Origin of the sequence: Streptomyces sp. NPDC001750 (genome assembly GCF_042892615.1) — a bacterium.
GTDB lineage: Bacteria > Actinomycetota > Actinomycetes > Streptomycetales > Streptomycetaceae > Streptomyces.
Map to the genome: position 1 here is coordinate 38,753 of NZ_JBIAUE010000033.1, position 23,130 is coordinate 61,882.

The following is a 23,130-nucleotide window of genomic DNA, read 5'->3' on the forward strand; positions in this document are numbered from 1 at the left end:
CCGTGCGCGGGTGTGGGCCTTCATCTGATAACGGAAGTGGTGCGGATGCGGGCGGCTGGGCTGTGCGAGCAGGGGATCAAGCCGCCGGAGGTGGCACAGTGCCTGCGGGTAAGCCGGAAGTCGGCCTATCAGTGGCACCAGTTGTGGCGGGATGGCGGTGTGCAGGCCCTGGCCTCCCGTGGCCCAGGCGGGTCGCGGTGCCGGCTGTCGCCGCGCTGCCTGGAGAGACTCGCCGCGTATCTGGAGCAGGGCCCGGCCGCGCACGGCTGGGTGGAGGACCAGGTGTGGACCGCGGCGAGGGTGGCCACGCTCATCGGCAGGAAGTTCCACGTCTCCTACAGCGTCTCCGGGGCCACGAGGCTGATGCACCGACTCGGCTTCAGCCCACAGGTGCCCGCGCGGCGGGTCGCCGAGCGCGACGAACGGGCCGTTGCGGTGTGGGAAGGAGGCGACCTGGACGGAGGTAAAAGAGCACGGGCGGCCTGCGGAGGGTACATCTGCTTCGAGGACGAGGCAGGCTTCACCCGCCGACCGCCCAAAGGACGCACCTGGGGCCGGCGCGGCCGCACCCCGGTCGTGACGGTGAGCGGGCGGCGCTCGGGACACCTGTCGGTGGCCGGACTGATCGCCATGCGGCCCGGCTCCCGCACCCGGCTGTGCCAAACGCCTCCAGTACCGGCCCGACACCCTCAACGGCTTCATAGCCGGCACCGGCCTGAACGCCGAAGTCAGTAACGATCAGCTGCTCGGCGCGCAGGATCTGGTAGCCCGTCGTCACGGTGCCCCGCGCGAGACCGAGCTCGCCGGCCAGCAGGCGTTCGGCGGGAAGATGCGCCCCGAGAGGAACCGACCGTCGCGGATGGCCTTCGCCACGGCATCGGCCAAACGTCGCGCGAGCGGTCCGTCGCCGGCGCGCCAGTTGCCGAGCAGCTGGGGGAACCGTGACGCCGGGACGTGCCGTGCCATTCACGTAGGCCACTTTCCCGGGATTGGACCATGACCGGATGGACGGTCTCGCCCTAGCGTCGAGCCGTGACCAGCCACTACCGCATCAGTCCTGAAGACCACACGCCCCTGCACTACCGCCATGTCGATGTGTTTGCCGGCAAGGCGTTCACCGGCAACTCCCTTGCCGTCTTTCCCGACGACCCCGGCCTCTCCGCCGCACAGATGCTCACGATCACCCAGGAACTCCGGCACTTCGAGACGATCTTCCTGCGCGGCAATGATGAGAGCCAGGACGTCACCGCCCGGGTATTCGACCTCTTCGAGGAACTCGACTTCGCCGGCCATCCGGTCCTGGGCGCGGCCGCCGTCCTTCACGAGCGTGACGGCGGTCGGGGGCCGCGGCGCCGGACGTTGCGCCTGGTCGGCAGGACCGTCGAGGTGACGACCTGGCGCACCGCCACCGGGTACCACGCGGAGCTCGACCAGGGAGCGCCGGAATTCCTCGCGACTGTACCGACGGAGGACAGGACGGAGATCGCCGCGGCGCTGAATCTGCCCACCCGGGTACTCGCCGATCTTCCCCTGTGTGTCGTCTCCACCGGCCTGCCCTATCTCATCGTGCCGGTGGTGGGGGGCCTGGCCGAGGCGAGGATCGTCCGCAGCGACTTCGCGGAGCTCGTCGGGCGGTACGGCGCGCAGTTCGCGTACGTGCTCGACATCGAGGCGCTGGAAGGTCGCCACTGGAACAACGACGGCGTTCTGGAGGACATCGCGACCGGCAGTGCGGCGGGCTGCGTCGGCGCGTACCTCGCCCTGCACCGCGTTGTGCCCGTCGAGGAGGAGCTCACCCTGGGGCAGGGGCGTTTCACCGGCCGTCCGAGCCGGCTCACCGTCCTGCCGCAGGGGCGCCCCGACGCGCTGCACAACATCCGGGTCGGCGGCGACGTGAGCATGGTGGCCAGGGGAACCCTGGACGCCCTGCCCGAGTGAGGACCATTGCCATGCCCAGCTTTCCCCTTCACACGGCCGACCCTATTCGCGCGGTCGTGGACCTTGCCGACCTCGTGGAGCCGGTCGCCGACGCTTTCACCGCGTTCAGCACCGGCGAAGGCACCCGGGCGCCGGTCATGGTGCTGCCCGTCGCCGACAGCGGGGGCTCCCACGTCAAGGCCGCCCACCTGCCCCGGGGCCGCCACCCATTGGGCAGCCTCGGGTACGCGCGGGTGGTCGGCCGTCAGAGTCGGCTGCGGAGCTCACTGGGAGGTGGCCCAGCCGTCGGCTGGAGCGGCGCTACGCCCCACAGGTGGAGAAGCCGGGGCATGACGGCCCTCATCCCGGTCGAAGCCCCGAGCCCCGGCGCCGGCCTCTTCGTGCCACGCTTCCAGAGGCGACACCGGGGCGGCATCATGGCGGCATGATGGCGGTCTTCCGCAGCCTGACAGGGGTGCGCCGACAAGACCGAGCGACCGTACATCCACGCTCGTGTCGCCAAGCCGACCCACGGAATGGTGACCGCCAGCATGACCGGGCCCGACCTTGTCGACTACTGGTCCTCACGCCAGGGCGGATAGCCCCACACCACTACGGTCATGATCGGGCCCGGGAGTACCTGCCAAACCTGGGAGCCATCTGGGAGCTGCCCCCCGGCGGCAGGCGACCTCGACGACTGGAGGATCGCGGAGCCAGTGGCTGAGTTGTCCGTGTCGCGTCCTTCCCAGAGCGTGAGCGGGAGCCGGGTTGTGGCGTCGACCAGGAGAGTTCCGTAGGCGCCGCCGTAGAGCGCGAAGTCGTCCACCCCCAGCACCAGGGGTGTCTCCAGAGGAGGAAGCGGCACCCGCATCAGCTGGGACAGAACGGTGCACCGCGACAGTGTCACGTTCAAGATCCGCAGCATCCGGGCACCGCCCCGGCTTGCCAGCACGACACCGACAGCCTCCACCAGGCGCTGCAACTGTGTGTTCGTCGCTGGTAGCGCACGGTCAGCCCCGGCACTTGCTCGCCGGAGGTCACCTTCGGACAAAGGCTACCCACCCCGCAGAGCAGACTGCCGCGGCACCAGGATGATCTCCGACCACGAACTTCTAGCCAGAGCCACGTTCACGTGTAAGCCGACACCAAGCCGAGGGCCTGCCAGTGGAGTCGTGCTCCGGAGCGCTGTCGCAGGAGCGGCGCGAGCAACTGGAAGAGATCGCCCCGTCCTGGTGCCCCATCTGGCCCGTCGAATGGCAGCGGTCTTTCCACCTCACGAGGCTGCACCTGGAGGCGGTCCGCGGTGAGTTGCCCACCGAACCTGGCGTCGTCGTACACCAGGGCGAAGACCTCGGACGCTGGGTGAAGACCGTGAGACTGGGCTGGGACAAACTCACCACAGTGCAGCAGTGGATGTGCGAACACATCCTCGGAATCGAACCCGCCAGCGAGGACGAGAAGCCGAAGCCGCGCACCAGCCAAGCGGAGAAGTCGGCGCTGCACCTCACCGCTGCCAAGCAGTTCTACGAACGCGAAGGCCACCTCCGAGTCCCACGCAAGCACATCAGGACCATCGTGGTTGAGGCCGACGGCGGGGACCAGGAGCAGCGTCCCTTTCCGACTGGGAGCCTGGGTCGGCAACCAACGCTCCCGGGCAGCATCGCTCACGCCCGCTGGGCATAGAACGAGCGTCGCACCTGGCTGCCACCCCCACATAACCAAGGCAGCAGACGAAGGATGTGAGGGAGGGATCAGCGGGAGGAGAGGGAGCGAAGTGCCCCCCAGGCGGTCAACAGAGCCACCACGAACACGGTGATGTTGCCGATGCTGTGGGGATATTCACCTCGGGTGACATGCACGACCGCGCCGCCGGCCATGATGCAGGCGAGGCCGGCCGCGGCGGCCGGGGTGAGTACCGGGGCGATGTCCGTGGCGCGGGGAAGGATCAGCCCCACCGCACCAAGTACCTCCAGTGCTCCGATCACTTTGATCGTCTCGGGACGGAAGTCCACGACCCACGGCATGAGTGGGACCATGGCGTCCGGGGACATGACCAGCTTCATCCCGCCGGCGGCGGTGAACAGTACGGCGAGGAGGGCCTGGGCGACCCACAGGACAACGAGCACAGCACACTCATTCCATAAGTGAAGGGACCCCTGCGGTTTGTTGTGACGCTCAAGCTACCAGAACCGCAGTACCACCTTCACTTGTAGGATCCAGGTCATGGGATCCGAGCAGAGCCGAAGGCTGCGCAGGGACGCCGAGGTCAACCGGCAACGCATCATGGCGGCTGCCCGCACCGTGTTCGCCGAGCGCGGTCTGGGTGCGCCCTTGGAGGACGTCGCGCGACAGGCCGAAGTCAACATCGCCACGCTCTACCGGCGTTTCCCCGAACGGGAAGCCCTGATCGAGGCGGTGCTGAGCGACCGCATGACCGATCTGGCCCGCCTCGCCGAGGAGGCGATGCTCACCCCCGACCCCTGGGAAGGCTTCAAAGGCTTCGTCGAGCGCATCTGTGCCATGCAGGCCGCCGACCGCGCCGTCACCGAGGCCTTTACCGCCTGCTTCCCCGACTCACCGGCCATGGAAGAGCCACGTTCCCGCGCCATAGAAGCCCTCGACACCCTGATCCGCCGCGCACAGCAACAACACCGCCTGCGCCCCGAGATCACCAGCAGCGACGTCATCCTGTTCCTGATGGCCAACACCGGCGTACTCTCCTCCACCCGCCACGCCGCCCCCGGCGCCTGGCAGCGCCTGGTCTCCCTGCTGCTCGACTCCTGCCGCCCCGACGGGCCCACGTCGCCACTGCCGCCCGTTCCCGGCCCCGAGGAACTTCACGACGCGATGCTCGCAGCACGGCCGCGTCGCTGATCGAAGTCCGTACGACCCAGGCGCCAAGCCCTCCACACCGCCCGCACCCACACCGCCGACCGACCCCTGGACACCACGACCGACCCCGGCACCCTGCCCACAGCCACCTCGAATGGCTGTTCACCCAATGCGCCAGTTACAACAGCCTCCACCACGAGCAGCGCCAGCTACTGGCCGGCATCGGCCTCACCGCTTGAACGCGCCCGCACCCTGGCCCCACCTCCGAAGCTCGCTCCCAGGGCCTGGGCGTCTGCCGCTGCCCGCAGGGCGAGGCCCGACAGTGACGGGGCTTCTGGACCAAGCTCCTGAAGTCACAAGCGCCCGTCCGGCCGCGTGCATGGTGACGCCCGGTGGGCCGACAATTCCCAAACAGGACAGTCGAAACGTCGGTCAGTTGGCGAGTCAGGCCCACCAGCAGCATCACCACGTCACATCCTCACTGTCAGTTGGGCAGGGCGTCTTCAACGAGTGCCACCGTCGTGCGGGGATCGGAAACCTGGATCACGAGGCGGGCATAGCGCTCGTCGGCCAGTTGGATGACCACTGCCTTGGCCGGGTCGCGGACGTCCCAGAAGATCCGTTCGCCGTCGACGTGGAAGGTGCCGGCGGTGACGACGCCCGGGACATGGGTGCCCGGGGATCGGAGCCCCTTGGGCTCCTTGGCGATCCCGGGGTCGGCCGTGGCGCCGCGCACGTGGGCCAGCGGAATGGTCAGGCGGCTCTTGAGCGCCCAGAGTTTGTCCAGCCCCTCGATCTCCACGATCAGGTTGCCGTCGTCGATGCTGATGTGTGCCATGGTGCTTCCTTTGCTGTGAGAGTGTCAGGGCTGGCCGAGGCGCTGCGCCAGGCCGACGCCTGCTCGGATGATGCCCTCGTCGGTCGTGCCGGACCTGGTCCGTGTGCGCAGCCCGATGAGCAGTGCGGTGGCCGCTACGGGTGAGGCGGTGGCGTTCCTGTTGTCGGCGGCGCGGTCCGCGTCGCCGACTGCCCTGTCCAGCGCGGTGAACGCCTCGCCGACCAGTTGGGCCACCTCGGCATCCACCGGCGCCCGTTCGACCGCGGCCAGCAGGACCAGGTCGAGTGCTGTTCCGGTGACCGCGTCGGCGAGGACGTCGTGCGTCTTTTCCGTGCGGCCGCCCGCTGCCGTGACGCGCTCCACCAGGCCGGCCACCTCATGCTCCAGGGACCACTTCAGCGCGGCCAGGTAGAGGCCGCGTTTGCTGCCGAACGTCTTGTACAGGCTGTTGCGGTGCACACCGAGGTGTGACACCAGGTCGTCCACGGATGTGCCGTCGTAGGTCCGGGTTGCGAAGAGTTTCGCCGCCGACCGGACTACGTCAGCCTCATTGAACCCTCTCGGTCGTCCCATGGAATGACCGTACACAGTTTAGGAACGACCAGTCAAGAACGATCGTTCCTTAACTTTGCTCCGAGTCTCACGGGACGGGAACGGTTCGGCGGGTGCCGAAGTGATCCGCCCCTACGCTTCGGTCATGAAGATCGTTGAGCCCCTCGTCCGGCCCGGCTCCGGCACCGACCCCTGTGTCTCCATAGAGCCGAGCGTTCTGTACTTCGGCACTCCCGTGGTGCTCCTGACTACCGAGAACCCGGACGCCTCCGTCAACCTCGCGCCGATCTCCTCCGCATGGGCGCTGGGACAGGTGATCGTGCTCGGCCTGGGCCGGGACGGCCAGACCGCGCGCAACCTCACCGCCCGTCCCGAACTCGTGATCAACATCGCCGCCCCCGGTCAGTGGCAGGCCGTGGAGCGTCTGGCCCCGCTCACCGGCCGCCATCCGGTCCCCCCGACCAAGCACGACGGCTGCCGCTTCGAAAAGGACAAATTCGGCGCGGCGCGGCTGAGCAGCCGCCCGTCCCACACGGTCCGCCCGCCGCGGGTCGACGGATGCCCCCTCCAGTTGGAGGCACGTGCCGAGCGCATCCGGCCGGACGCCTCCGGTGAGTTCCTCATCGTCGAGGCCCACGTGCTGAAGGTGCACGCCGACCCCCACATAGTCGTCCCCGGTACCGATCACATCGACCCAGCCGCATGGAGCCCGCTCATCTACAACTTCCGGCACTACTTCGGCCTCGGCCCGGAACTCGGCCACTCCTACCGCTCCGCCACACCACGTAATCACATGGCCGGAGCACCCGGCAGCGAAGCAGGCGGGCACACGTGACGGCGCCGTACGTCCGTCACTACGGTGCAGCCGAAGGGCCCGCACTGCTCGCTCTGCACGGGATCAAGGGGCACGGCGCTCGTTGCCGGCGCGTCGAGACGTCCTTGTACGACTTCTCGGTCATCGCGCCGGACCTGCGCGGGATGGACGCTCCGACCATGCCCCGCCGTGGAACACCGAAGCCCATGTAACGGACATGCTTGCCGTGCTGGCCGCCCGCAACCTGGACCGTGTGGATCTGCTTGCGCAGTCGTTCGGCGGGCTGATCGCGCTGCGCCTGGCCCACGCGGCCCCCCAACGCGTGGGCGGCATCGTCCTGCTCGACCCCTCGGTCGGCCTGCCCGCCGGGCAGATGCACGAACAGGCCCGCCGGACGCTGAGTTCCGGCTTCTTCACGGACCCGGAACAAGCGCGCGCGAAGCGGAGGTCGGCCTGGCCGATCGTCTCCGCCGCGGCCGTGGACGAGGAGGTCGCCGAGCACCTCGTACGACGCAGCGACGGACGATGGCAGTGGCGTTTCGAGCCCGCAGCCGTCGTGACCCGCTCACCGCCGCAAGATCGGCACCCGATGGCGTCGCATCACGCCGAGCCGGCAGGCGCTTCTGGTCCTGGCTCACCTGCGCTGCGGCGACACCTACGCTCAGCTGGACGCCGCGTTCGGCATCGGGATTGCGACCGTCTACCGTTACGTCAGCGAAGCGATACAGGTCCTGGCCGCACTCGCCCCCAGCCTGGCCGAGGCGATGCGGACCGCACGCCGGCTGGCCTTCGTAATCCTCGACGGGACGCTCCTGCCGATCGACCGAATCGCCGCCAACACCCCGTACTACTCCGGCAAGCACAAGCGCCACGGCATGAACGTCCAAGTCCTCACCGACCCATTCGGACGGCTGCTATGGGCTTCGCCCGTGCTCCCCGGCTCCACTCACGACGTGACCGCCGCCCGTACCCATGGCATCGTCGACGCACTCGCCGAGGCCGGACTGAAGTGCTGGGCCGACAAGGCTTACGACCTCGTCCACGATTGGCGGTGGAGGAAGGAGCGGCGTCTGAGGCCTTCGAATCCAAGGCGGAGGAGGGAGTCGGATGGGGTCTCCCCTGCTCGAACGCAGCTGAGAGCTTGGGGAAGGAGCGTCGGCGACTGACGACAACGCCGGAGGCGGAGGTCCCAGACACCGCGACGCCGCTGCCAATCGTGGACGAGGCCGTAAGGATGACGTGCACGCGGCTGGGGCTGTGTACCGATCTGAGGCAGCTCCTCGATGAGGAACCTCCCCACCGGAGCCGGCGGTGTCCGATACGTAGAAAGGCGTGGTCTGGCACCACGGGGGGCGGCAGACCACACCTTCGTCCGCGGTGCCACTCGCGTTCCCGGCGTGAGCGGTCTGCGGGGCTACTCGGACTAATTACGCAGCGCGCCCCAGCGCTTCCTTGAGTGCCACATCGAGCGCCTGTTCTGAGGGGGCGGCGAGGTCCGGCACGACGCCCACGCCCTCCCAGTTCGTCCCAGTGACAGTGCTGATCGTCCTGGCGGTCGGTACGGTGACTGTGATGTGTTCCGTCACCGGGTGCCGGACGGTCGGGTGAGCACCTCCCCGGGTCGTCTCGCCGACGAGGACGGCCCGCCCGTGCGCCTGCAGGGTGTACGCCACGTCCTCCCCTCCCGAGAACGTGATGGCACTGGTGAGTACGTACACCGGGCGGTCGAGGTAGCGCGGTGCGGGCAGGTGCGAGGCGGTCCAGTACTGACGGGTGGAGTCGGTGGAACGCTCGTAGATGTCGTTGAGGTGCACCTGGTCGTCAGGGAAGAAATAGCTACACCACATGGCAGCGCCCTCGGGTGAGCCACCGCGGCACTCGCGTAGATCGAGGATGAGGGCATTGGTGTGGGCGACCAGTTCCATGGCCGCACCGATCATGCGGGCGCCCTCGCCGGCGTCGGCGATCCGCCCAATGTCGAGATGGCCGATGTTGCCCTCTAGTGCCGCATCAGGCAACGTTTGCCCCGTCGCGACGCCCGGCACGCCCTCTCGCCGCACCGGCCGAAATCCCAAGTACATCCAGTACGAGGGCTTCCGGCCGGCACACCGAGAGCACGTACCGGACGCGCTCCTTGACGGGCAAACGTTGCCTGCCGCGGCACTAGGTGCTCGAAGCGGCGGATGCCCTGGTTCTCGGCCCTCAGCTTTGCGAGGAAGGCCGCTCGGCCTTCGTCCTCGTCCGCCGGATCCATGGACTGCGGCTCGTCCAGCCAGAGCAGCCTCAGGTGTCTGTCTGGGCAGACCTCCTGCAGGTGGGCGGTCACCGCCTCACAGAGCGCGGGGCCGCTCAGCGTGTCGTACGCCCCAGCGGCGAGTTGTCTCCGAATCGCACCCTCGATCTCCGCGACTCGCTGAGGAAAGACGTATCCAGACGTGATCCGGTCCAGGGCCAGACTGATCATCTCTGCATTGGTATGCATGGTTGAGGAGTGTAAGTTCCTGGCCGCGGCGGGCGCCCCGAAATACCCCAGGTAGAGCGCTCACTGACGTTGTCTCGGCAGTGATCACTTCCGGACTCGGTCGTCAGGTCCGCAGCGGCGGGCATGGGCACGTCACTCACCAGTGTGTGGTCACCATCAGGGCCTGGCCGCGCACGGCTGGGTGGAGGACCAGGTGTGGACCGCGGCGAGGGTGGCCACGCTCATCGGCAGGAAGTTCCACGTGTCCTACAGCGTCTCCGGGGCCACGAGGCTGATGCGCCGGCTCGGCTTCAGCCCACAGGTGCCCGCGCGGCGGGTCGCCGAGCGCGACGAACGGGCCGTTGCGGTGTGGAAGGAGGCGACCTGGTCGGAGGTAAAAGAGCCCGGGCGGCCTGCGACCCTGGCCCCACCTCCGAAGCTCGCTCCTCGACCCCGCTCCCGATACTTGAGCCGGAGGCCTCCACGGCGGTGAGCGGCCAGGCACCGGGCAAGAACACGGCCGACCGTATTCGCGCGGTCGTGGACCTTGCCGACCTCGTGGTGACGCCCGGTGGGCCGACAATTCCCAAACAGGACAGTCGAAACGTCGGCGATAGGCCCGTGCTGAATCTGCAGATGCCCGGCGGGACGGACGGGGTAGGGGACGGGCTCAATGGTGCCGATGCGAGAGAAACCGAGACTTTCATAAAGCGCGACGGCCGGACTGCCGTCGAAGTCGCCCGAACCGGATCACCCGAGGTCACCCCGCGCCGACTGCTGCAGATGGCGACGCTCGACGGCGCGCACGACCTCGGCCTCGGCGACGTGACCGGGTCGATCACCCCCGGCAAGCGGGCCGACCTGCTGCTGATCGACGCCCGCACGCCCAACCTCCTGCCATCGGGCGACCCACCTCCGGCCCACGGCCGCCTCGCGCCTGCCGATCAAACGACTCGTCGATCGCTCATCAACGCGACGAACCGGCCAAAGGTATCGTCCCCGGCGCGACTGTCGCCGAGCTCCGCGCACAGCACAGGGAACTCGGCCCACGCCTCCCCCGCGAGGGCCCACCGCGCAAAGCCGCTCCGCCCGTCACGGATGCGCACCTCGTCAACCCACTGGTCGAGGCCGTCGCCCATCGAGTAGACGAAGAAGTGCGCGTCCTCCATGGCCGGTGCCAGGAGGTCGATGAGCTGGTGAAGGTTGCGCATGTCGATGTGGCAGATGTCCGACAGCTGCTCCAGGCAGAGGTAGTCAGCCTCCGGTGGCCCCAGGTCGAATTCCCATCCTCTCCCGTGGACCTTCTGGTTGAGCAGATGGACCGGCCAGGTTTTCTGCCTGGGCACCTCGGTGGCCACCCCCGAGAGCGTCTCCTCGACCAAAGACCGCCACCCCGGACGTACTCGAACAAACGTCGCGTACAGGTTGGGCCACGGCGACACTTGAGGAAAACGCAACCGGAACCGCCCGTACCAACGATCATCGCGCCAACGGTCATCGCGCCTGGTGACAAACGTCCCGGACAGCTCGACCGGATGAGGCTCTCCCATGGGCCGAGCATACGAGACACCGCCGTCGGCCCCCTGAGGCCCCGCGTCCCGTCGGCATGAGGTCGGCCGCGGCAATGTTCTGGGCGGCACTGTGGGGGTTGCGCAAGCCGGGGATGGGGACGATGTAGTCCTTCTTCGCCAGCAGCCACGCCAGCGCCAGCTGTGCGAGGGCGGCGCCCTCGCTCTCGGCGAACTCGGTCAGCTTGCCCACGATGGCGACGTTGGCGTCGAAGTTCTCCGGCTTCCACCAGGCGAGGTGCTGGCGGAAGCCGTGGGCGGTGTAGTGGTTCGCGGGACTTCACCGCCCCGCTGAGAAAGCCGCGGGCGAGCGGGCTGCTACCCCGCGGCCTGGACTCTGTCGGCCTGCATACCCTTCTGCCCCTGGACCGCCTCAGGGCTCAGACGCTGAACTTTGCACTCGCAGAAGCACTCTCTGTCGCCTTGCTCCTGGCGGTGCTGGCCTGCGCGGTGATCCGGCCGTGGGGCTGGCCGGAAGCGGTCGTGGCTGTCCCCGCTGCCGGGGTGGTCATCGCCACCGGCGCGATCTCGCTCGACCACGCGGCGGCCGAGGCCGCCCGGCTGGGCCCGGTGATCGGCTTCCTCGCGGCCGTCCTGGTCCTGGCCCAGCTGTGCGACGACGAGGGTCTGTTCCACGCGTGCGGTGCCTGGATGGCCCGCCGGGCGGCCGGCCGCCCCGCCGCCTGCTGGTCCTCGTGTTCGTAGCCGCCTCACTGATCACCGCAGTGCTCAGCCTGGACGCCACGGTGGTGCTGCTGACTCCGGTGGTGTTCACCACCGCCGCCCGCCTCGGCGCCCGCGCCAAACCGCACGTCTACGCCTGCACCCACCTGTCGAACACCGCCTCGCTGCTACTTCCGGTCTCCAACCTGACCAACCTGCTGGCGTTCGCCGCCAGCGGCCTGAGCTTCACCCGCTTCGCCGCGTTGATGGCGCTGCCCTGGCTGGTGGCCACCAGTGTCGAGTACGGGGTGATCCGCCGCTTCTTCGCCACCGACCTGGACGCGGGCGCCGAGGCCCCGCCCGCCGACGAGCCCCGCGAACTGCCTCTGTTCGCCCTGCTCACAGTGGCGGGCACCCTGGCGGGCTTCGTCCTGACCTCGGTGGTCGACATCAACCCGGCCTGGGCGGCGGCTGCGGGCGCGGCCGTCCTGGCGGCCCGCTCCCTGGCCCAGCGCCGCACCACTCCCACGGCGATCGTCAGGGCCGCGGCCCTGCCGTTCTGCGCCTTCGTCCTGGCCCTGGGCATCGTGGTCCGGGCCGTGGTCGACAACGGCCTCGCGGACGTACTGGGCCACCTCGTGCCCGGCGGCACCGGTCTCCCGGCCCTCCTCGCCATCGCGACACTGGCAGCCGCACTGGCGAACATCATCAACAACCTGCCCGCCGTCCTGGTCCTGCTGCCCCTGACCACCCCCACCGGCCCGGGCGCCGTCCTCGCCGTCCTCCTCGGCGTGAACATCGGCCCGAACCTCACCTACGCCGGCTCCCTGGCCACCCTGCTGTGGCGGCGCATCGTACGCGAACACGACACCGACGTGGGGCTGGGCGAGTTCACCCGGCTCGGTCTGCTCGCCGTGCCCGCCGCCCTGCTGCTCTCCGTGGTGGCACTGCGGGCCTCACTCCAAACCATCGGAGGCTGACCACCGTGACCGTCATCGTCTGGATCGTCGAGGGCACCTGGCCCGCCTGCGTCGACGCCGCCCGCACCCACACGCCTGCCAACGCTGACCTGGTGCTGCTCCACATCACCGGCCACGAGGTGCCGGGCGCCGCGCACGGCGCCTATGCCGGGCTGCTGGGCCGCGCACGCCCCGACCGCGACCCCGGCACCGCGGTGGAACACCTGGCCGCTGCCTCAGCCGAGCATCTCCTGACCAGAGCGGCCGAGCGGCTGGGACGGCCGTGTGCCCGGCAAGAACGCTCGGGCAGCGTCGAACGAGAAGTCGTGGCCGCCGCCGAAGGCGCCGACCTGCTCATTCTCGCCCGCGACGGCGACCGCACCCACCTCGGACCCCGCAGCCTCGGCCCCGCCAGCCGCTTCATCGTCGACCACGCCCCCTGCCCCGTCCTGCTGGTCTGGCCGGGGACCGCACCCAGCACGGCCACCATCCCGCCGCCACCCCACCCGCCGCGGTCTCCAGGCCGCCACCCCGGTCGGTGAAAGACACGGCGCGGAGCCGCTGCGGATGCCGTACGGCTACGTCATCCCCGATGCCTGGGCCCGACCGGATTTCCGCTCGGGACATGGCCCGCGGCCCAGCGGAGGTTCCCGCCACAAGGCGGGGCATCTTGATCCGGGGCGGGTGAAGCAGCTGGACGGGTCGGGGATGGTGTGGTCGCACCACGCTTCCCGTGCCTCGCAACTGCGCACCGGCAACGCGCCCCGGGCAATTGCCCCGTCTCGACGAAACCGCAACACCCCTGGGCCAGACCCCAGCCCCCACCCCGGCATTACTTGCGGAGGATGCGGCGGAGTTCGTCCACGATCGCGGTGGCGCGGTGGTCGGGCCCCGCTTCCATGAGGTTGGTCAGGAACGCGAATCCGACCTGGTGTGTCGTGTCGGCAAAGGCGACCTGCCCGCCGGCGCCGTCGTGTCCGAAGGAGGCGGGCCCCAGGAATTCGCGGGCGAGGGAGGGAAGCTGGAATCCCATGCCCCACCGTGCGAAGGGGGGTTGTCCGCCGAATATCGGGGTGCCTTCGGTCTGCGGTCGCGTGGCGTCAGTGACCGTGCCGGCATCCAGCAGCCGCACTCCGTCTGTCTCCACCACGGTGGATGACCAGATCGAGGCCAGCGCCCGGGCCGATGCGATGCCGCCCGCTCCCGGCAGCTCCGCCGCTTGGATACGGGGGTCGTTGAAGCCGCCGGTGGCGTCGACGAGTTCCGGCGGGAACGCGTTTCCGAGGGTCATGGCCCGCTCGGTCCAGTCGATCTCGCCGGCAACGCGCGCCGCTGCCTGTTGAGCAACGAGCGCGGTGAGGCTCGTTCCGGCCCGCAGATGGGCGACCTGGTGCCGCGCCCTGCGGGGGAGGCCGATCCACGCGTCGGCCTGCAGCGGTGCGGCGATGAGCTCGTCGAAGTACTGGCCGACCGTTTTGCCGGTGATCCGGCGGATGACCTCACCGACGAGCCAGCCGTGGGTGAGGGCGTGATACGCGTGGCCCTGACTGTTGGTCCACAGTGGTTGCTGGGCTGCCAGGCGACCCGTGACGACGTCCCAGTCGATGACGTCCTCGACGTTCAGGAGATCGCGCGGTGCCGAGAGCCCGGACCGGTGGGCGAGAAGATCGGCGACCGTGATCTCTTCTTTCCCTTCGGCGGCGAACTCGGGCCAGTAGGTCGCGACGGGAGTCCGGTAGTCGAGGAGTCCGTCCTGCACGAGACGTGCCGCGAGGATGGAGACAAGGCCCTTGGTGCAGGAGAAGATGACGCTGGTGGTGTCCTTCGTCCAGGGCGAGCGGTCGCGCGGGTCGGCAATCCCGCCCCACAGGTCAACGACTGTCTCGCCGGCCAGCCGGACACAAAGTGCCGCGCCCATGGCGTCATGGCCGGTGAAAGCGGTGGAGAAGGCTTCCGCGAGGGGCGCGAAGCCTGGGGCGGTGCTGCCCTCGATGCGGGTGCTCATTCCGGGGTGCCTTTGCTCTGGAGGGCCAAGGGGGCGATGCCGTGCCGCTCCGCTGACCAGCTCACGTGGATGGGGTCGGATATTGAGCCGGCGAACCTGTCGTCGACAGTGGAGTTGTCGAAGGCGAGCATCACGGTTCTGCCGGTCCGGTCTTCGATGAGGCGCCCGCTGTAGAGGGATTCCTCGATGACCAACGTGGCGTCCTCCACCGGGTAAGGGCCCAGGACCGCAGCGGCTGGAACACTCCAGACACCTCCGACCTGGCCGGCTCTGCGCCGTGCGGCGGACAGTCGTGGAGTGTCGCAGGACAACAGCAGTACGGACTCGCCGTCGACGGTCGTGATCTGGGGGACCTCCAGGTGGGCGAAGCCGGCGCCCGCGCGGCTGAGCGGTGGCCGGACGGCCCATGCCTGAAGATCCGGTGATGTCGCGTGCCCGATCACGCCCCGGTCGTCGTCAGCACCGTGGTTGGCCCGGGCCGTGATGAGCATGTGCCAGCCGTCACCGGCCGGGTCCGGGAAGACCCAGGGATCGCGCCATGCCTCCTCCGGCCAGCTGGAGTCTCCCAGCCTCTCGTACCAGCGCCCGTCCGCCTCGATGAGCGGCCCGGGCTGTTTCGTCCAGGTATGCAAGTCCGTGGAGGTGGCCACGCCGATGGATTCGACGTTTCCCCCGGCGTCGAGGAAGCGAGCTCCGGTGTAGAACATCCGCCAGACGCCGTCGGGTCCGCGGAGCACGCTGCCCGTCCACGTGGCGGTCTCGTCGAAGGTGCCGGGTTGTCCGGGGCCGAAGACCGGTCCGTGGTCCTGCCAGTCGACCAGGTCGACGGAAGTGGCGTGCCCGATCCGGGCGTTGCGGTGGCGCAGCTCTGGGTCGCCCAGGTCCTTGGGTGCGTGGAGGTAGAACAGGTGGAAGGTGTCGCCGTCATCGGCGAACCAGAAGTCCCACACCCAGGCGTGGTCGAGGCGAAAGGTCATGCATTGTCCTTGTGGCTGCGGCTGTCGTCGTGAGCAGGCCGGACCGATGAGGGGGTTGGAGGAGGTGCGCTTCAGCCTTTGACCGCGCCCTGGAGAAGCGCCTTGATGAACTGGCGCTGGAAGATGACGTAGATCATGATCGTCGGCAGCATGATGATCAGCGCGCCCGCGAACAGCAGGGGGAGCTGGTTGAGGTACTGCCCCTGGAACGCTCCCAGGGCTCCGGCCATGGTGCGTTTGTCGGGGTCGTCGACCAGGACCAGGGGGAGGAGGAACTGGTTCCAGGTCCACAGGAACAGCAGGATGGCCAGGGCGGAGAGGGCGGGCATGGCCAGTGGGATCTGGATGCGGCGGATCTCCTGGAAGGTGCTCGCCCCGTCGATACGGGCCGCTTCGGAGAGTTCGGTGGGGACGCCGACGAAGTGCGCACGCATCCACACGACGCTGAAGGGCATGTAGAGCCCGATCAGCGGAAGGATGATCGCCCACTGGGTGTTGAGCAGTCCCATGGCGCTGATCTCGTAGTAGATCGGGATGATGATCGCTTCGAAGGGAATGGTCAGTCCCAGCAGGAGCAGGACGAAAACGAATCTCCCGCCAGGAATGCGCAGGTTGCCCAGGGCGTAGCCGGCCAGCGTCGCCAGGAGCAGGCTGAGCGGTACGACGCCGAGGATGATCAGGGTGCTGGAGCCGAGGAGTTCCCAGACATGCGCGGTCTGGAAGGCGACGACGAAGTTGCCCCACTGAGGATCGCTGGGCCAGGAGAAGCCGTCGGGGATGCGATCCGCGGGCTGCAGGGCTCCGGAGAGCATCCCGGCGATCGGCAGCAGAGTGAGGATCAGCACGAGGACGAGGACGACGCGTCCGATGATTGCTTCGGTCTTGTTGACGACCATCAGTCTCGTTCCCTTCCCAGCAGTTGAATGGGCAGCACTGCCAGGAGGACGAGTGCGAGGAGGATGATGCCGAAGGCGGATGCCAGGCCGACTTCGCTCTGGGTGAAGGCGAGCCGGAAGATCGAGATGCCGGGGACGAGCGTGCTGGTTCCCGGGCCGCCCTTGGTGGTGGTGTAGATGATGTCGAAGCTGCTCAGGGCGGCGATGACAGTGATGGTGACCAGCACCACGATCTCCTGCCGCAGCCCGGGAAGGGTGACGGTCACGAATTCTCGCCACCAGCCCGCCCCGTCGAGCCGTGCCGCCTCGTAGAGGGAGGCGTCGATCTTTCCGATACCGGTGAGCAGCAGGATGGTGCACAGGCCGGTCAGTACCCAGGAGCCGATGAGGCCGACGGCGGGCAGAGCGGTCCCGAAGCCCGCCAACCAGGACCGCGAGAGGAAGCCCAGGCCGACGGAGTCGAGCATGGTGTTGATCGTGCCGGTCTGCGCGTACATCCACGACCAGGCAATACCGGCGGCCACCAGCGGGATGATCTGCGGAAGGAACAGCACCGTGCGGGCGACCGTGGCGAAGGGACCGGGCCGCATCGTCCGGATCAGGGTCGCCAGGGCCAGGCCGCTGGCAACCGGGATCACCGTGAAGAAGACGATGAGAACCAGCGCGTTGACGATCGAGATCAACAGCTCCGGATCGGTGAAGACCCGGACGTAGTTGTCGACGCCGACCCAGGTCGACGCGCCGATGCCGTTCCAGCGGTAGAACGAGTACTGCACGGCCGTGATCAACGGGTAGACCACGAAGGCGCAGAAGAACGCCAGTGCCGGCAGGACGAAGAACCAGCCGATGACACTCCGGTGGCGGGCCGCCCTTCGAACGGAGGGCCGGCCGGCCCGACCGGAGGACCTTCCGACGCCCGCAGCATGAGCGCCCACGTCGGGTTGCCGCAGTGCCGCTGCCGGCTTCGGGTCCTCATGCTTACGGACATCGTTGACCATCAGCCCGCCAGCTCCTTGGCGTAGTACTCCTGGATCGCCGCCACGAAAGCCTTGGGTTCCATGCGCCGGGTCAGCAGCTTCTGCTCGTCCGGCTGGAAGGCGCCCGCGTAGATGCCCGCCGTGGTGTTGGCCATGAAGTCGACGAACCCGTCATCGGATCCGACCTTCGCCGACGCCGTGAGGGCCTGCGCGATCAGCGAACCGTCCTTCACCTTGGGCAGCTCCTGCGAGGGATCTCCCCCCGGGGAGGCGCCCGTGACGTCGACCACGATCTGACGGGCCTTGGGGTCGGTGTGGATCCAGTCCAGGAAGAACGCCGCCGCATCGGCATGCTTCGCTTTGGCCGGGATGGCGAAGGAGTTCGCGGCGCCCATCGCCACGTGCGAACCACCGGCGGTGGCCGGAGGCACCAGGACGAACCGGGCCGCGCCTTCCCCCATCGCCTTGTCCGTCTTCGCGGCGTCCCAGTTTCCGTCGAACATCAACAGACCCTTGCCCGCCTGGAAGTTGGACACCATCGTCGTGTAGTTGATCGCGTTCACGTCGGAGGGGAAGTAGCCCGCGTCGGCCCACTTCTTGAAGGTCGTGGCGCCCTTGAGGCTGGCCTCGGTATCGAAGGTGGCACCGGGCTTGTTGAACATCCAGTTCACCAGGTCCGTCTTGTCCCCGTACTGGTTGATCAGCGACTGGAGCGCGAACGTGCCCACGCCGTCCTGCATTCCGATCTGCACGGGAAGGATCCCGGCCGCCTTGGCCTTGGCCATCCACCGCTCCAGCTCCCCGATGGTCGATGGCGCACCGGAGAGCCCCAACTGCTTGGCGTACTTCTGGTTCACGTAGATGCCCGTGACGCTGTAGCCCAGGCCCATCTGGTACAGGGAGCCCTCGCCCCTGACTCCCTCGGCGCTCATCCGGGACGCGGCCAGCTGGCCGGCGGAGAACTTGTCCCACCCGTAGCCCTTGAAATACGGGTCGAGGTTGGTCAGGAGCCCGTCCTTGACGGTGTCCCCCATGGTGGGAAGCCGGATGAGGTCGGGCGCGTCGGCGCCGGCCAGGAGGCGTGGCGCGTTGGCGGTGAGGTTGGCGAAGCTGTCCCGGACGACCTTGAAGGTGATGTTCGGGTGCTGCTTGGTGAATTCGTCGGCCAGGTTGTCGGTGACGGGGAATCCCGCTTCGTCCTGGATCTTGATCGTGATCTTTTCGGAGGGGAGCTTCAGGCTCACCTTGCCCGATGCGGTCGGGCTCGCTTCCTGGGATCCCGGCGCACACCCGGCAAGGACAAGCCCGCTCACGGCGACCGCGGCCGCGACGGCCGGCCTCCAGCTCATGAGTGATGCGGCTCTGCGTCCCTCACCGGGGCGGTTCGACTTGTGTGCCATGTACAAGACTCCGTTGTCTGAGCGTGCTCCGTGGAAGTTGCCCCTGCGCACCACAAGCGGGTGCCGCCACTGTCCGGGGGGGCCAGCATCCCCCGACAAACGGGCTAAACTGTCTGCTAAAAGCATTTAGCGCTGCTCATACTGGGATGCCGGATGCCCCCTGTCAAGGAGTCAGCGGTCAGGACGTTGTGATTGTCTTGGGACCGGCACGCACGCCGTCCCGTCGCCCCGCACGAGAGGAAGTCATGCCGCCCAAGCGCGTCACGCTCGCCGATGTCGCCCGCCGTGCCGGGCTGTCCCCGACCGCCGCGTCGATGATCCTCAACGGCAGGCCCGACTCCCGGCTCTCCGCCGACGCGCACGCCCGGGTCCACGAGGCGGCCACCGAACTCGGATACCGGCCGAACGTCGCGGCGCGCAGCCTGCGAACCGACAAGAGCCTCACCATCGGGTTCATCTCCGACGTCGTCGCCACCACCCGCTTCGCGAGCGGCCTGATCCGAGGAGCACTGGACGCCGCGCAACGGGCAGGGCATGTCATGCTCGTACTGGAGACCGGTGGCGACCCAGCACGTGAGTCGGAGGCGATTGGCGCTGTACTTGACCGTCAGGTGGACGGAATCATCTTCGCCGTCATGCGCGCCCGGGAACTGTTCGTGCCCGAGATCCCGTCGACCACGCGCGTCGTCATGCTCAACGCCACGAACAAGAAGCACCCCGTTTCCGTGCTTCCCGACGAACCCGCTGGAGGTGCCTCAGCAGTCAGACTTCTGGCTGCCGCCGGCCACCGTGAAGGAATTGCCCTTATCGGACACAACGCGGAAGCCGAGAAGGGGCTCTTCCGGTCCACCACCGTCGAGCAGCGGATTGCCGGCATCCGCGCGGAGATGGCCAGACAAGGCCTGCAGTTCGCGACCGAGGAGTCGTGCTGGGACTGGGAGCCGCACCACGGCTACGACGTCACCCACGCCCTCCTCGAACGCCGGAGCGACATCCGAGCCCTGCTGTGCATGAACGACCGCCTCGCGTTCGGCGCGTACCAGGCCCTGGCCGATCACGGTCTGACCGTCCCGAAGGACATCTCCGTGGTCTCGTTCGACAACGACGAACTCGCCTCCTACCTCCGGCCCGGCCTCACGACCGTCGGACTGCCACACGAGGCCATGGGCCGCGCCTCCGTCGAAATCCTCCTCTCCCCCAGCGCACCGTCCGGCAGCCGTCTGATTCCCATGCCGGTGATCGAGCGGGCATCGGTCCGGACCCACCCGCTCGATCATGCGACTGCCTGAGAGCCAGCTCGTTCGAGCGCCGGCTGCGAGCCTCTCCCGGTGGCCCATCGGCTGCTACGGATCAGGTGCGGCGGAGCAGCGAACCGGCCGCTGCCGAAATGCCGGGCGCGGGGCGGCCGGTCAGCCGCCCCGCGGGCGGGTACTGGTACAGCGCACGGTCTGGGGAGGCGCTGCGCCACCGGCCTGCAGCCGTGGCGTGACGGGCGAGATTCTGCCTTGATCTACTGGTCTTTGGTACATGGTGTGAGTCCGGGGCACCTCACCCCCAGGTGAGGGCCTCTTGCCGGGCCTGCGCCATTCTCCCCCGGGCGCCGCGGGCCCGCTCGCGCCTCCCGGCTCCGAGGATGAAGCCTCTGGTTCAATGGACGTGATCTTCGCAGGCCCGTCCTCCCGGCCAAGCCTGTCCACAGCCGCCACCCATGCCCCAGCGGCAGCGGCAGCGGCAGCGGCAGCGGCAGCGGCAGCGGCAGCGGCAGCGGCAGCGGCAGCGGCAGCGGCAGCGAAAACGACACCGATCCATCAAGACGACTGCATAACGGATACCGCAAGCCGCTCACTCCAGCACACCCTTAGACGTCGTTTCTTTTGGCGTGATCGCTCGTTGGTCCGTGCATGACGGACTTGGTTGAGCGGTTGGTGCCGGATGAGTTGTGGGTGTTGTTCCGGCGGGTGGTGCCGCCGACTGAGGTGAGGCGTCCGCAGGGCGGGGGCCGACGCCGGGCTGGTGACCGCGAGACTCTGGCAGCGATCATCTTCGTGGCGACTTCGGGCTGTACCTGGCGGCAACTGCCGCCCGTGTTCGGGCCGGCCTGGTCCACGGTCTACCGGCGCTTCGCCCAGTGGAGCCGGGCCCGTGTCTGGGCCCGGCTCTATCGGGTTGTGCTCGACGAACTCGGTGCCCGGGGTGAGCTGGACTGGTCGCGGTGCGCGATCGACTCGGTCAGTGTCCGGGCTGCAAAAGGGGGCCTTTGACGGGACCGAATCCGACCGATCGTGGCAAGCCGGGATCGAAGATTCACCTGATCACCGACCGGAACGGACTCCCTCTGTCGCTGGGTATCTCCGGCGCGAACATGCACGACAGCCTGGGTCTTGAGCCGCTCGTGCGCGGCATCCCGCCCATCCGCTCCCGGCGAGGCCCGCGCCGTCGGCGCCCGGCCAAGCTCCATGCCGACAAGGGCTACGACTACGACCACCTGCGACGGTGGCTCCGCAAACGCGGCATCCGTCACCGCATCGCCCGCAAAGGCATCGAGTCCTCCACACGGCTGGGCCGCCACCGCTGGGTCGTTGAGAGAACAGTCTCCTGGCTCGCCGGATGCCGCCGCCTGCACCGCCGCTACGAACGCAAAGCCGAGCACTTCCTCGCGTTCGTTGGCATAGCGGCAACCCTCATCGGCTACCGCCGACTCACCAAATGAAACGACGTCTTACTGATCGTTTCAGAATGAGTTGAGCTGCGGGTCTTGTGCTCGGTGATCTTGTTCGGCAGTGTGTCCGGGGTGCGTGCTGATCTTGTTTCTGACGGCCTGTGGGAGCGGGTTGCTCCGCTGCTGCCGCCCGCTCCTGAACGACGCCACCGCTATCCCGGGCGGCTGCGAGTTCCGGACCGGGTGGCACTCGCCGGCATCCTGTACGTGCTGCGGACCGGTGTGGCCTGGCGCGACGTACCCACGGAGGCCGTGGGCTGCTCCGGCGTGACGGCCTGGCGCCGGCTGCGGGACTGGACCGAGGCCGGTGTCTGGCCACGCCTGCACGCCGCCCTGCTGGCGGAGCTGCGCCGCGCCGGCCTGCTGGACCTGGGCGACTGCGCCGTGGACGGGTCGCACGTCCGGGCCCTCAAAGGGGGGATCACGTCGGCCCCTCGCCCGTCGACCGGGCCGGCCCCGGCTCGAAACATCATGTGATCGTCGACCGCCATGGAACCCCGCTCGCCGTCACGCTCACCGGCGGCAACCGGCACGACGTCACCCAGCTCCTGCCGCTGCTGGACGCGGTCCCGCCGATCCGGGGGCTGCGGGGCCGCCCCCGCCGCAGGCCCCGACGCCTGTACGCCGACCGGGGCTACGACTTCGACAAGTACCGCCGCCTGCTGTGGAAGCGTGGCATCAAGCCGTTGATCGCCCGACGCGGCACAGCCCACGGCTCCGGACTGGGCAAGGTCCGCTGGGTCGTCGAGCGCGCCTTCGCCTGGCTGCACCAGTTCAAACGGCTCCGCATCCGCTACGAGCGACGCGCTGATCTCCACCAGGGCCTACTCGAGCTGGCCTGCAGCCTCATATGCCTCCGCCGCCTGCGAACCTCATTCTGAAATGATCAGTTAGGCTGCCGAGCCCCTCCCGCCCGACAGCCCAACCGACATGCCCCGACAATAAGGGCGATGTTCAGGGACTGTCTGGTGGCAAAATCGCCCACCTCGCCCGCCGGGCAGGGTGGGCGATTTTGCTGGCAGGTGGGGCAGCATCGCGGCTCGCCGGTCGATCAGTCGTGGGACACGGAGTGGTGCGTGAGTTGGCCGACCACGGTCGCACTGTCCGCGAAGAGCCGCTGCTCGACCACGTAGACCTCCGAACCGAAGGTGATGACAGCCGCCATCTCGATGACGATCGAGTTGCCGGTGGCCGCGAACGCCCCGTACTCGCCGTCGTGCGTGCCTTCGAAGCGGACCAGCATCGAGCCGGTGAGACCGTCCTGGCCCAGCGGACGGATGCTCGCCCTCAGGTCACTGAAGCCCGCGAAGAGCGCCGACTCGCGGCGGCGAGCGCATCGATCCCCTCCTGGGGACCGGTCAGGGGCGAGTCGTACCGCGCCGGTTCACGCCAGAGGGCGGTCACAAAGCAGCCTCGGCCGCGCGAGCGAAGTCGTCGATGAACATCGCCAAGCCTCCTTACTGATTTCGGCGTTTCGGGGTCTGGATTTGTGTCGGGAGGGGTGACGCGGTCCGTCCGGGCTGGTACGCCGGAGGCATGCGGTATCCGGACG

The 23,130-nt window shown here is 68.5% G+C and carries 22 protein-coding genes and 5 pseudogenes; 14 read left to right on the forward strand and 13 right to left on the reverse strand.

The annotated features are described in order from the left end of the window. Positions 1 to 45 precede the first annotated feature (45 nt). Both ACFYY6_RS33025 and ACFYY6_RS33030 read left to right on the forward strand, forming a co-directional pair. Positions 46 to 735 (forward strand): IS630 family transposase, encoded by a 690-nt coding sequence (locus ACFYY6_RS33025; RefSeq protein ID WP_389197039.1) that lies wholly within the window; start codon positions 46 to 48, stop codon positions 733 to 735. Positions 736 to 1,032: 297 nt separating this feature from the next. Further along, positions 1,033 to 1,938, forward strand: coding sequence for a PhzF family phenazine biosynthesis protein (locus ACFYY6_RS33030; RefSeq protein ID WP_389197041.1), 906 nt, complete (start codon positions 1,033 to 1,035; stop codon positions 1,936 to 1,938). 553 nt (positions 1,939 to 2,491) lie between these two features. Here the strand turns inward: ACFYY6_RS33030 and ACFYY6_RS33035 are convergent. Continuing rightward, positions 2,492 to 2,830, reverse strand: coding sequence for a hypothetical protein (locus ACFYY6_RS33035; RefSeq protein WP_389197043.1), 339 nt, complete (start codon positions 2,828 to 2,830; stop codon positions 2,492 to 2,494). A 251-nt stretch (positions 2,831 to 3,081) separates the two neighbouring features. Here ACFYY6_RS33035 and ACFYY6_RS33040 point away from each other — a divergent pair, with 251 nt between their 5' ends. Further along, positions 3,082 to 3,600, forward strand: a complete 519-nt coding sequence (locus ACFYY6_RS33040) for a hypothetical protein (protein WP_388651732.1) — start codon at positions 3,082 to 3,084, stop codon at positions 3,598 to 3,600. 68 nt (positions 3,601 to 3,668) lie between these two features. On the opposite strand, the gene ACFYY6_RS33045 is transcribed toward ACFYY6_RS33040, so the two are convergent. Next, the gene (locus ACFYY6_RS33045) at positions 3,669 to 4,043 is read right to left on the reverse strand and encodes a DoxX family protein (RefSeq protein WP_351525466.1); all 375 of its coding nucleotides are present in this window, start codon (positions 4,041 to 4,043) and stop codon (positions 3,669 to 3,671) included. 97 nt (positions 4,044 to 4,140) lie between these two features. Here ACFYY6_RS33045 and ACFYY6_RS33050 point away from each other — a divergent pair, with 97 nt between their 5' ends. Next, on the forward strand, positions 4,141 to 4,791 hold the full coding sequence (locus ACFYY6_RS33050) for a helix-turn-helix domain-containing protein (RefSeq protein WP_351525465.1): 651 nt from the start codon (positions 4,141 to 4,143) through the stop codon (positions 4,789 to 4,791). A 442-nt stretch (positions 4,792 to 5,233) separates the two neighbouring features. Here the strand turns inward: ACFYY6_RS33050 and ACFYY6_RS33055 are convergent, their stop codons facing one another. Beyond that, positions 5,234 to 5,587: a hypothetical protein gene (locus ACFYY6_RS33055; RefSeq protein ID WP_351525464.1), complete on the reverse strand. Its 354-nt coding sequence runs from the start codon at positions 5,585 to 5,587 to the stop codon at positions 5,234 to 5,236. Positions 5,588 to 5,611: 24 nt separating this feature from the next. Then, complete coding sequence (locus ACFYY6_RS33060; RefSeq protein ID WP_351624316.1) at positions 5,612 to 6,160, reverse strand: helix-turn-helix domain-containing protein; 549 nt, start codon at positions 6,158 to 6,160, stop codon at positions 5,612 to 5,614. Positions 6,161 to 6,284: 124 nt separating this feature from the next. Between ACFYY6_RS33060 and ACFYY6_RS33065 the strand changes: the two genes are divergently transcribed. From ACFYY6_RS33065 to ACFYY6_RS33075, 3 genes and pseudogenes are all read left to right on the forward strand, one after another. Next, positions 6,285 to 6,974: a flavin reductase family protein gene (locus ACFYY6_RS33065; RefSeq protein WP_351525462.1), complete on the forward strand. Its 690-nt coding sequence runs from the start codon at positions 6,285 to 6,287 to the stop codon at positions 6,972 to 6,974. Positions 6,975 to 7,056: 82 nt separating this feature from the next. Beyond that, a pseudogene (locus ACFYY6_RS33070) lies at positions 7,057 to 7,380 on the forward strand (alpha/beta fold hydrolase); the annotation flags it as partial. Positions 7,381 to 7,522: 142 nt separating this feature from the next. Further along, positions 7,523 to 8,119 (forward strand): annotated as a pseudogene (locus ACFYY6_RS33075) (transposase family protein); the annotation flags it as partial. 261 nt (positions 8,120 to 8,380) lie between these two features. Here the strand turns inward: ACFYY6_RS33075 and ACFYY6_RS33080 are convergent. Continuing rightward, on the reverse strand, positions 8,381 to 8,971 hold the full coding sequence (locus ACFYY6_RS33080; RefSeq protein ID WP_389197045.1) for a S41 family peptidase: 591 nt from the start codon (positions 8,969 to 8,971) through the stop codon (positions 8,381 to 8,383). Between the two features lie 705 nt (positions 8,972 to 9,676). On the opposite strand from ACFYY6_RS33080, the gene ACFYY6_RS33085 reads away from it, so the two are divergent. Together ACFYY6_RS33085 and ACFYY6_RS33090 are read left to right on the forward strand one after the other, a co-directional pair. Continuing rightward, positions 9,677 to 9,907 (forward strand): winged helix-turn-helix domain-containing protein, encoded by a 231-nt coding sequence (locus tag ACFYY6_RS33085; RefSeq protein WP_389197055.1) that lies wholly within the window; start codon positions 9,677 to 9,679, stop codon positions 9,905 to 9,907. A gap of 143 nt (positions 9,908 to 10,050) precedes the next feature. Next, positions 10,051 to 10,290, forward strand: a pseudogene (locus tag ACFYY6_RS33090) (amidohydrolase family protein); the annotation flags it as partial. A gap of 68 nt (positions 10,291 to 10,358) precedes the next feature. On the opposite strand, the gene ACFYY6_RS33095 reads toward ACFYY6_RS33090, so the two are convergent. Together ACFYY6_RS33095 and ACFYY6_RS33100 are read right to left on the reverse strand one after the other, a co-directional pair. Continuing rightward, positions 10,359 to 10,772 (reverse strand): hypothetical protein, encoded by a 414-nt coding sequence (locus tag ACFYY6_RS33095; RefSeq protein WP_351525206.1) that lies wholly within the window; start codon positions 10,770 to 10,772, stop codon positions 10,359 to 10,361. Positions 10,773 to 10,908: 136 nt separating this feature from the next. Beyond that, positions 10,909 to 11,175, reverse strand: a complete 267-nt coding sequence (locus tag ACFYY6_RS33100) for an aldo/keto reductase (protein ID WP_351525205.1) — start codon at positions 11,173 to 11,175, stop codon at positions 10,909 to 10,911. Between the two features lie 194 nt (positions 11,176 to 11,369). On the opposite strand from ACFYY6_RS33100, the pseudogene ACFYY6_RS33105 reads away from it, so the two are divergent. Together ACFYY6_RS33105 and ACFYY6_RS33110 are read left to right on the forward strand one after the other, a co-directional pair. Further along, a pseudogene (locus ACFYY6_RS33105) lies at positions 11,370 to 12,625 on the forward strand (SLC13 family permease). A gap of 5 nt (positions 12,626 to 12,630) precedes the next feature. After that, positions 12,631 to 13,146 carry a universal stress protein gene (locus tag ACFYY6_RS33110; RefSeq protein ID WP_351525204.1) on the forward strand — a complete coding sequence of 172 codons (516 nt, stop codon included), beginning with the start codon at positions 12,631 to 12,633 and terminating at the stop codon, positions 13,144 to 13,146. Positions 13,147 to 13,436: 290 nt separating this feature from the next. Here ACFYY6_RS33110 and ACFYY6_RS33115 read toward each other — a convergent pair whose 3' ends face one another. The 5 genes from ACFYY6_RS33115 to ACFYY6_RS33135 form a co-directional block, all read right to left on the reverse strand. Next, positions 13,437 to 14,609, reverse strand: coding sequence for a serine hydrolase domain-containing protein (locus tag ACFYY6_RS33115; protein WP_351525203.1), 1,173 nt, complete (start codon positions 14,607 to 14,609; stop codon positions 13,437 to 13,439). Further along, complete coding sequence (locus ACFYY6_RS33120; RefSeq protein ID WP_351525202.1) at positions 14,606 to 15,586, reverse strand: glycosyl hydrolase family 32; 981 nt, start codon at positions 15,584 to 15,586, stop codon at positions 14,606 to 14,608. The genes ACFYY6_RS33115 and ACFYY6_RS33120 overlap by 4 nt, the downstream gene beginning before the upstream one ends. A 71-nt stretch (positions 15,587 to 15,657) precedes the next feature. Continuing rightward, the gene (locus ACFYY6_RS33125) at positions 15,658 to 16,482 is read right to left on the reverse strand and encodes a carbohydrate ABC transporter permease (RefSeq protein WP_389197047.1); all 825 of its coding nucleotides are present in this window, start codon (positions 16,480 to 16,482) and stop codon (positions 15,658 to 15,660) included. Beyond that, a complete protein-coding gene (locus tag ACFYY6_RS33130) occupies positions 16,482 to 17,480 on the reverse strand; it encodes a sugar ABC transporter permease (RefSeq protein ID WP_351525200.1) in 999 nt (332 codons plus the stop codon). Before ACFYY6_RS33130 ends, ACFYY6_RS33125 begins: the two co-directional genes overlap by 1 nt. Further along, positions 17,480 to 18,703 carry an extracellular solute-binding protein gene (locus ACFYY6_RS33135; protein ID WP_351624306.1) on the reverse strand — a complete coding sequence of 408 codons (1,224 nt, stop codon included), beginning with the start codon at positions 18,701 to 18,703 and terminating at the stop codon, positions 17,480 to 17,482. Before ACFYY6_RS33135 ends, ACFYY6_RS33130 begins: the two co-directional genes overlap by 1 nt. A 401-nt stretch (positions 18,704 to 19,104) precedes the next feature. Between ACFYY6_RS33135 and ACFYY6_RS33140 the strand changes: the two genes are divergently transcribed. The 3 genes from ACFYY6_RS33140 to ACFYY6_RS33150 all read left to right on the forward strand — a co-directional run bounded on the left by ACFYY6_RS33140 (position 19,105) and on the right by ACFYY6_RS33150 (position 22,459). Further along, positions 19,105 to 20,148: a LacI family DNA-binding transcriptional regulator gene (locus ACFYY6_RS33140; RefSeq protein ID WP_351624304.1), complete on the forward strand. Its 1,044-nt coding sequence runs from the start codon at positions 19,105 to 19,107 to the stop codon at positions 20,146 to 20,148. 612 nt (positions 20,149 to 20,760) lie between these two features. Next, positions 20,761 to 21,569 (forward strand): IS5 family transposase gene (locus ACFYY6_RS33145; protein ID WP_389197049.1). Its coding sequence is split into 2 segments (ribosomal slippage): positions 20,761 to 21,103 and positions 21,103 to 21,569, totalling 810 coding nucleotides; the frame shifts between segments, so codons are not numbered across the junction. Positions 21,570 to 21,650: 81 nt separating this feature from the next. Then, positions 21,651 to 22,459, forward strand: a protein-coding gene (locus tag ACFYY6_RS33150; RefSeq protein WP_389197051.1) for an IS5 family transposase whose coding sequence is annotated in 2 segments (ribosomal slippage) — positions 21,651 to 21,990 and positions 21,990 to 22,459 — 810 coding nt in all. Because the reading frame shifts where the segments join, the coding sequence is not laid out codon by codon here. A gap of 170 nt (positions 22,460 to 22,629) precedes the next feature. Here the strand turns inward: ACFYY6_RS33150 and ACFYY6_RS33155 are convergent. Beyond that, positions 22,630 to 22,905: pseudogene (locus ACFYY6_RS33155) on the reverse strand (ester cyclase); the annotation flags it as partial. Positions 22,906 to 23,130: the final 225 nt, after the last annotated feature.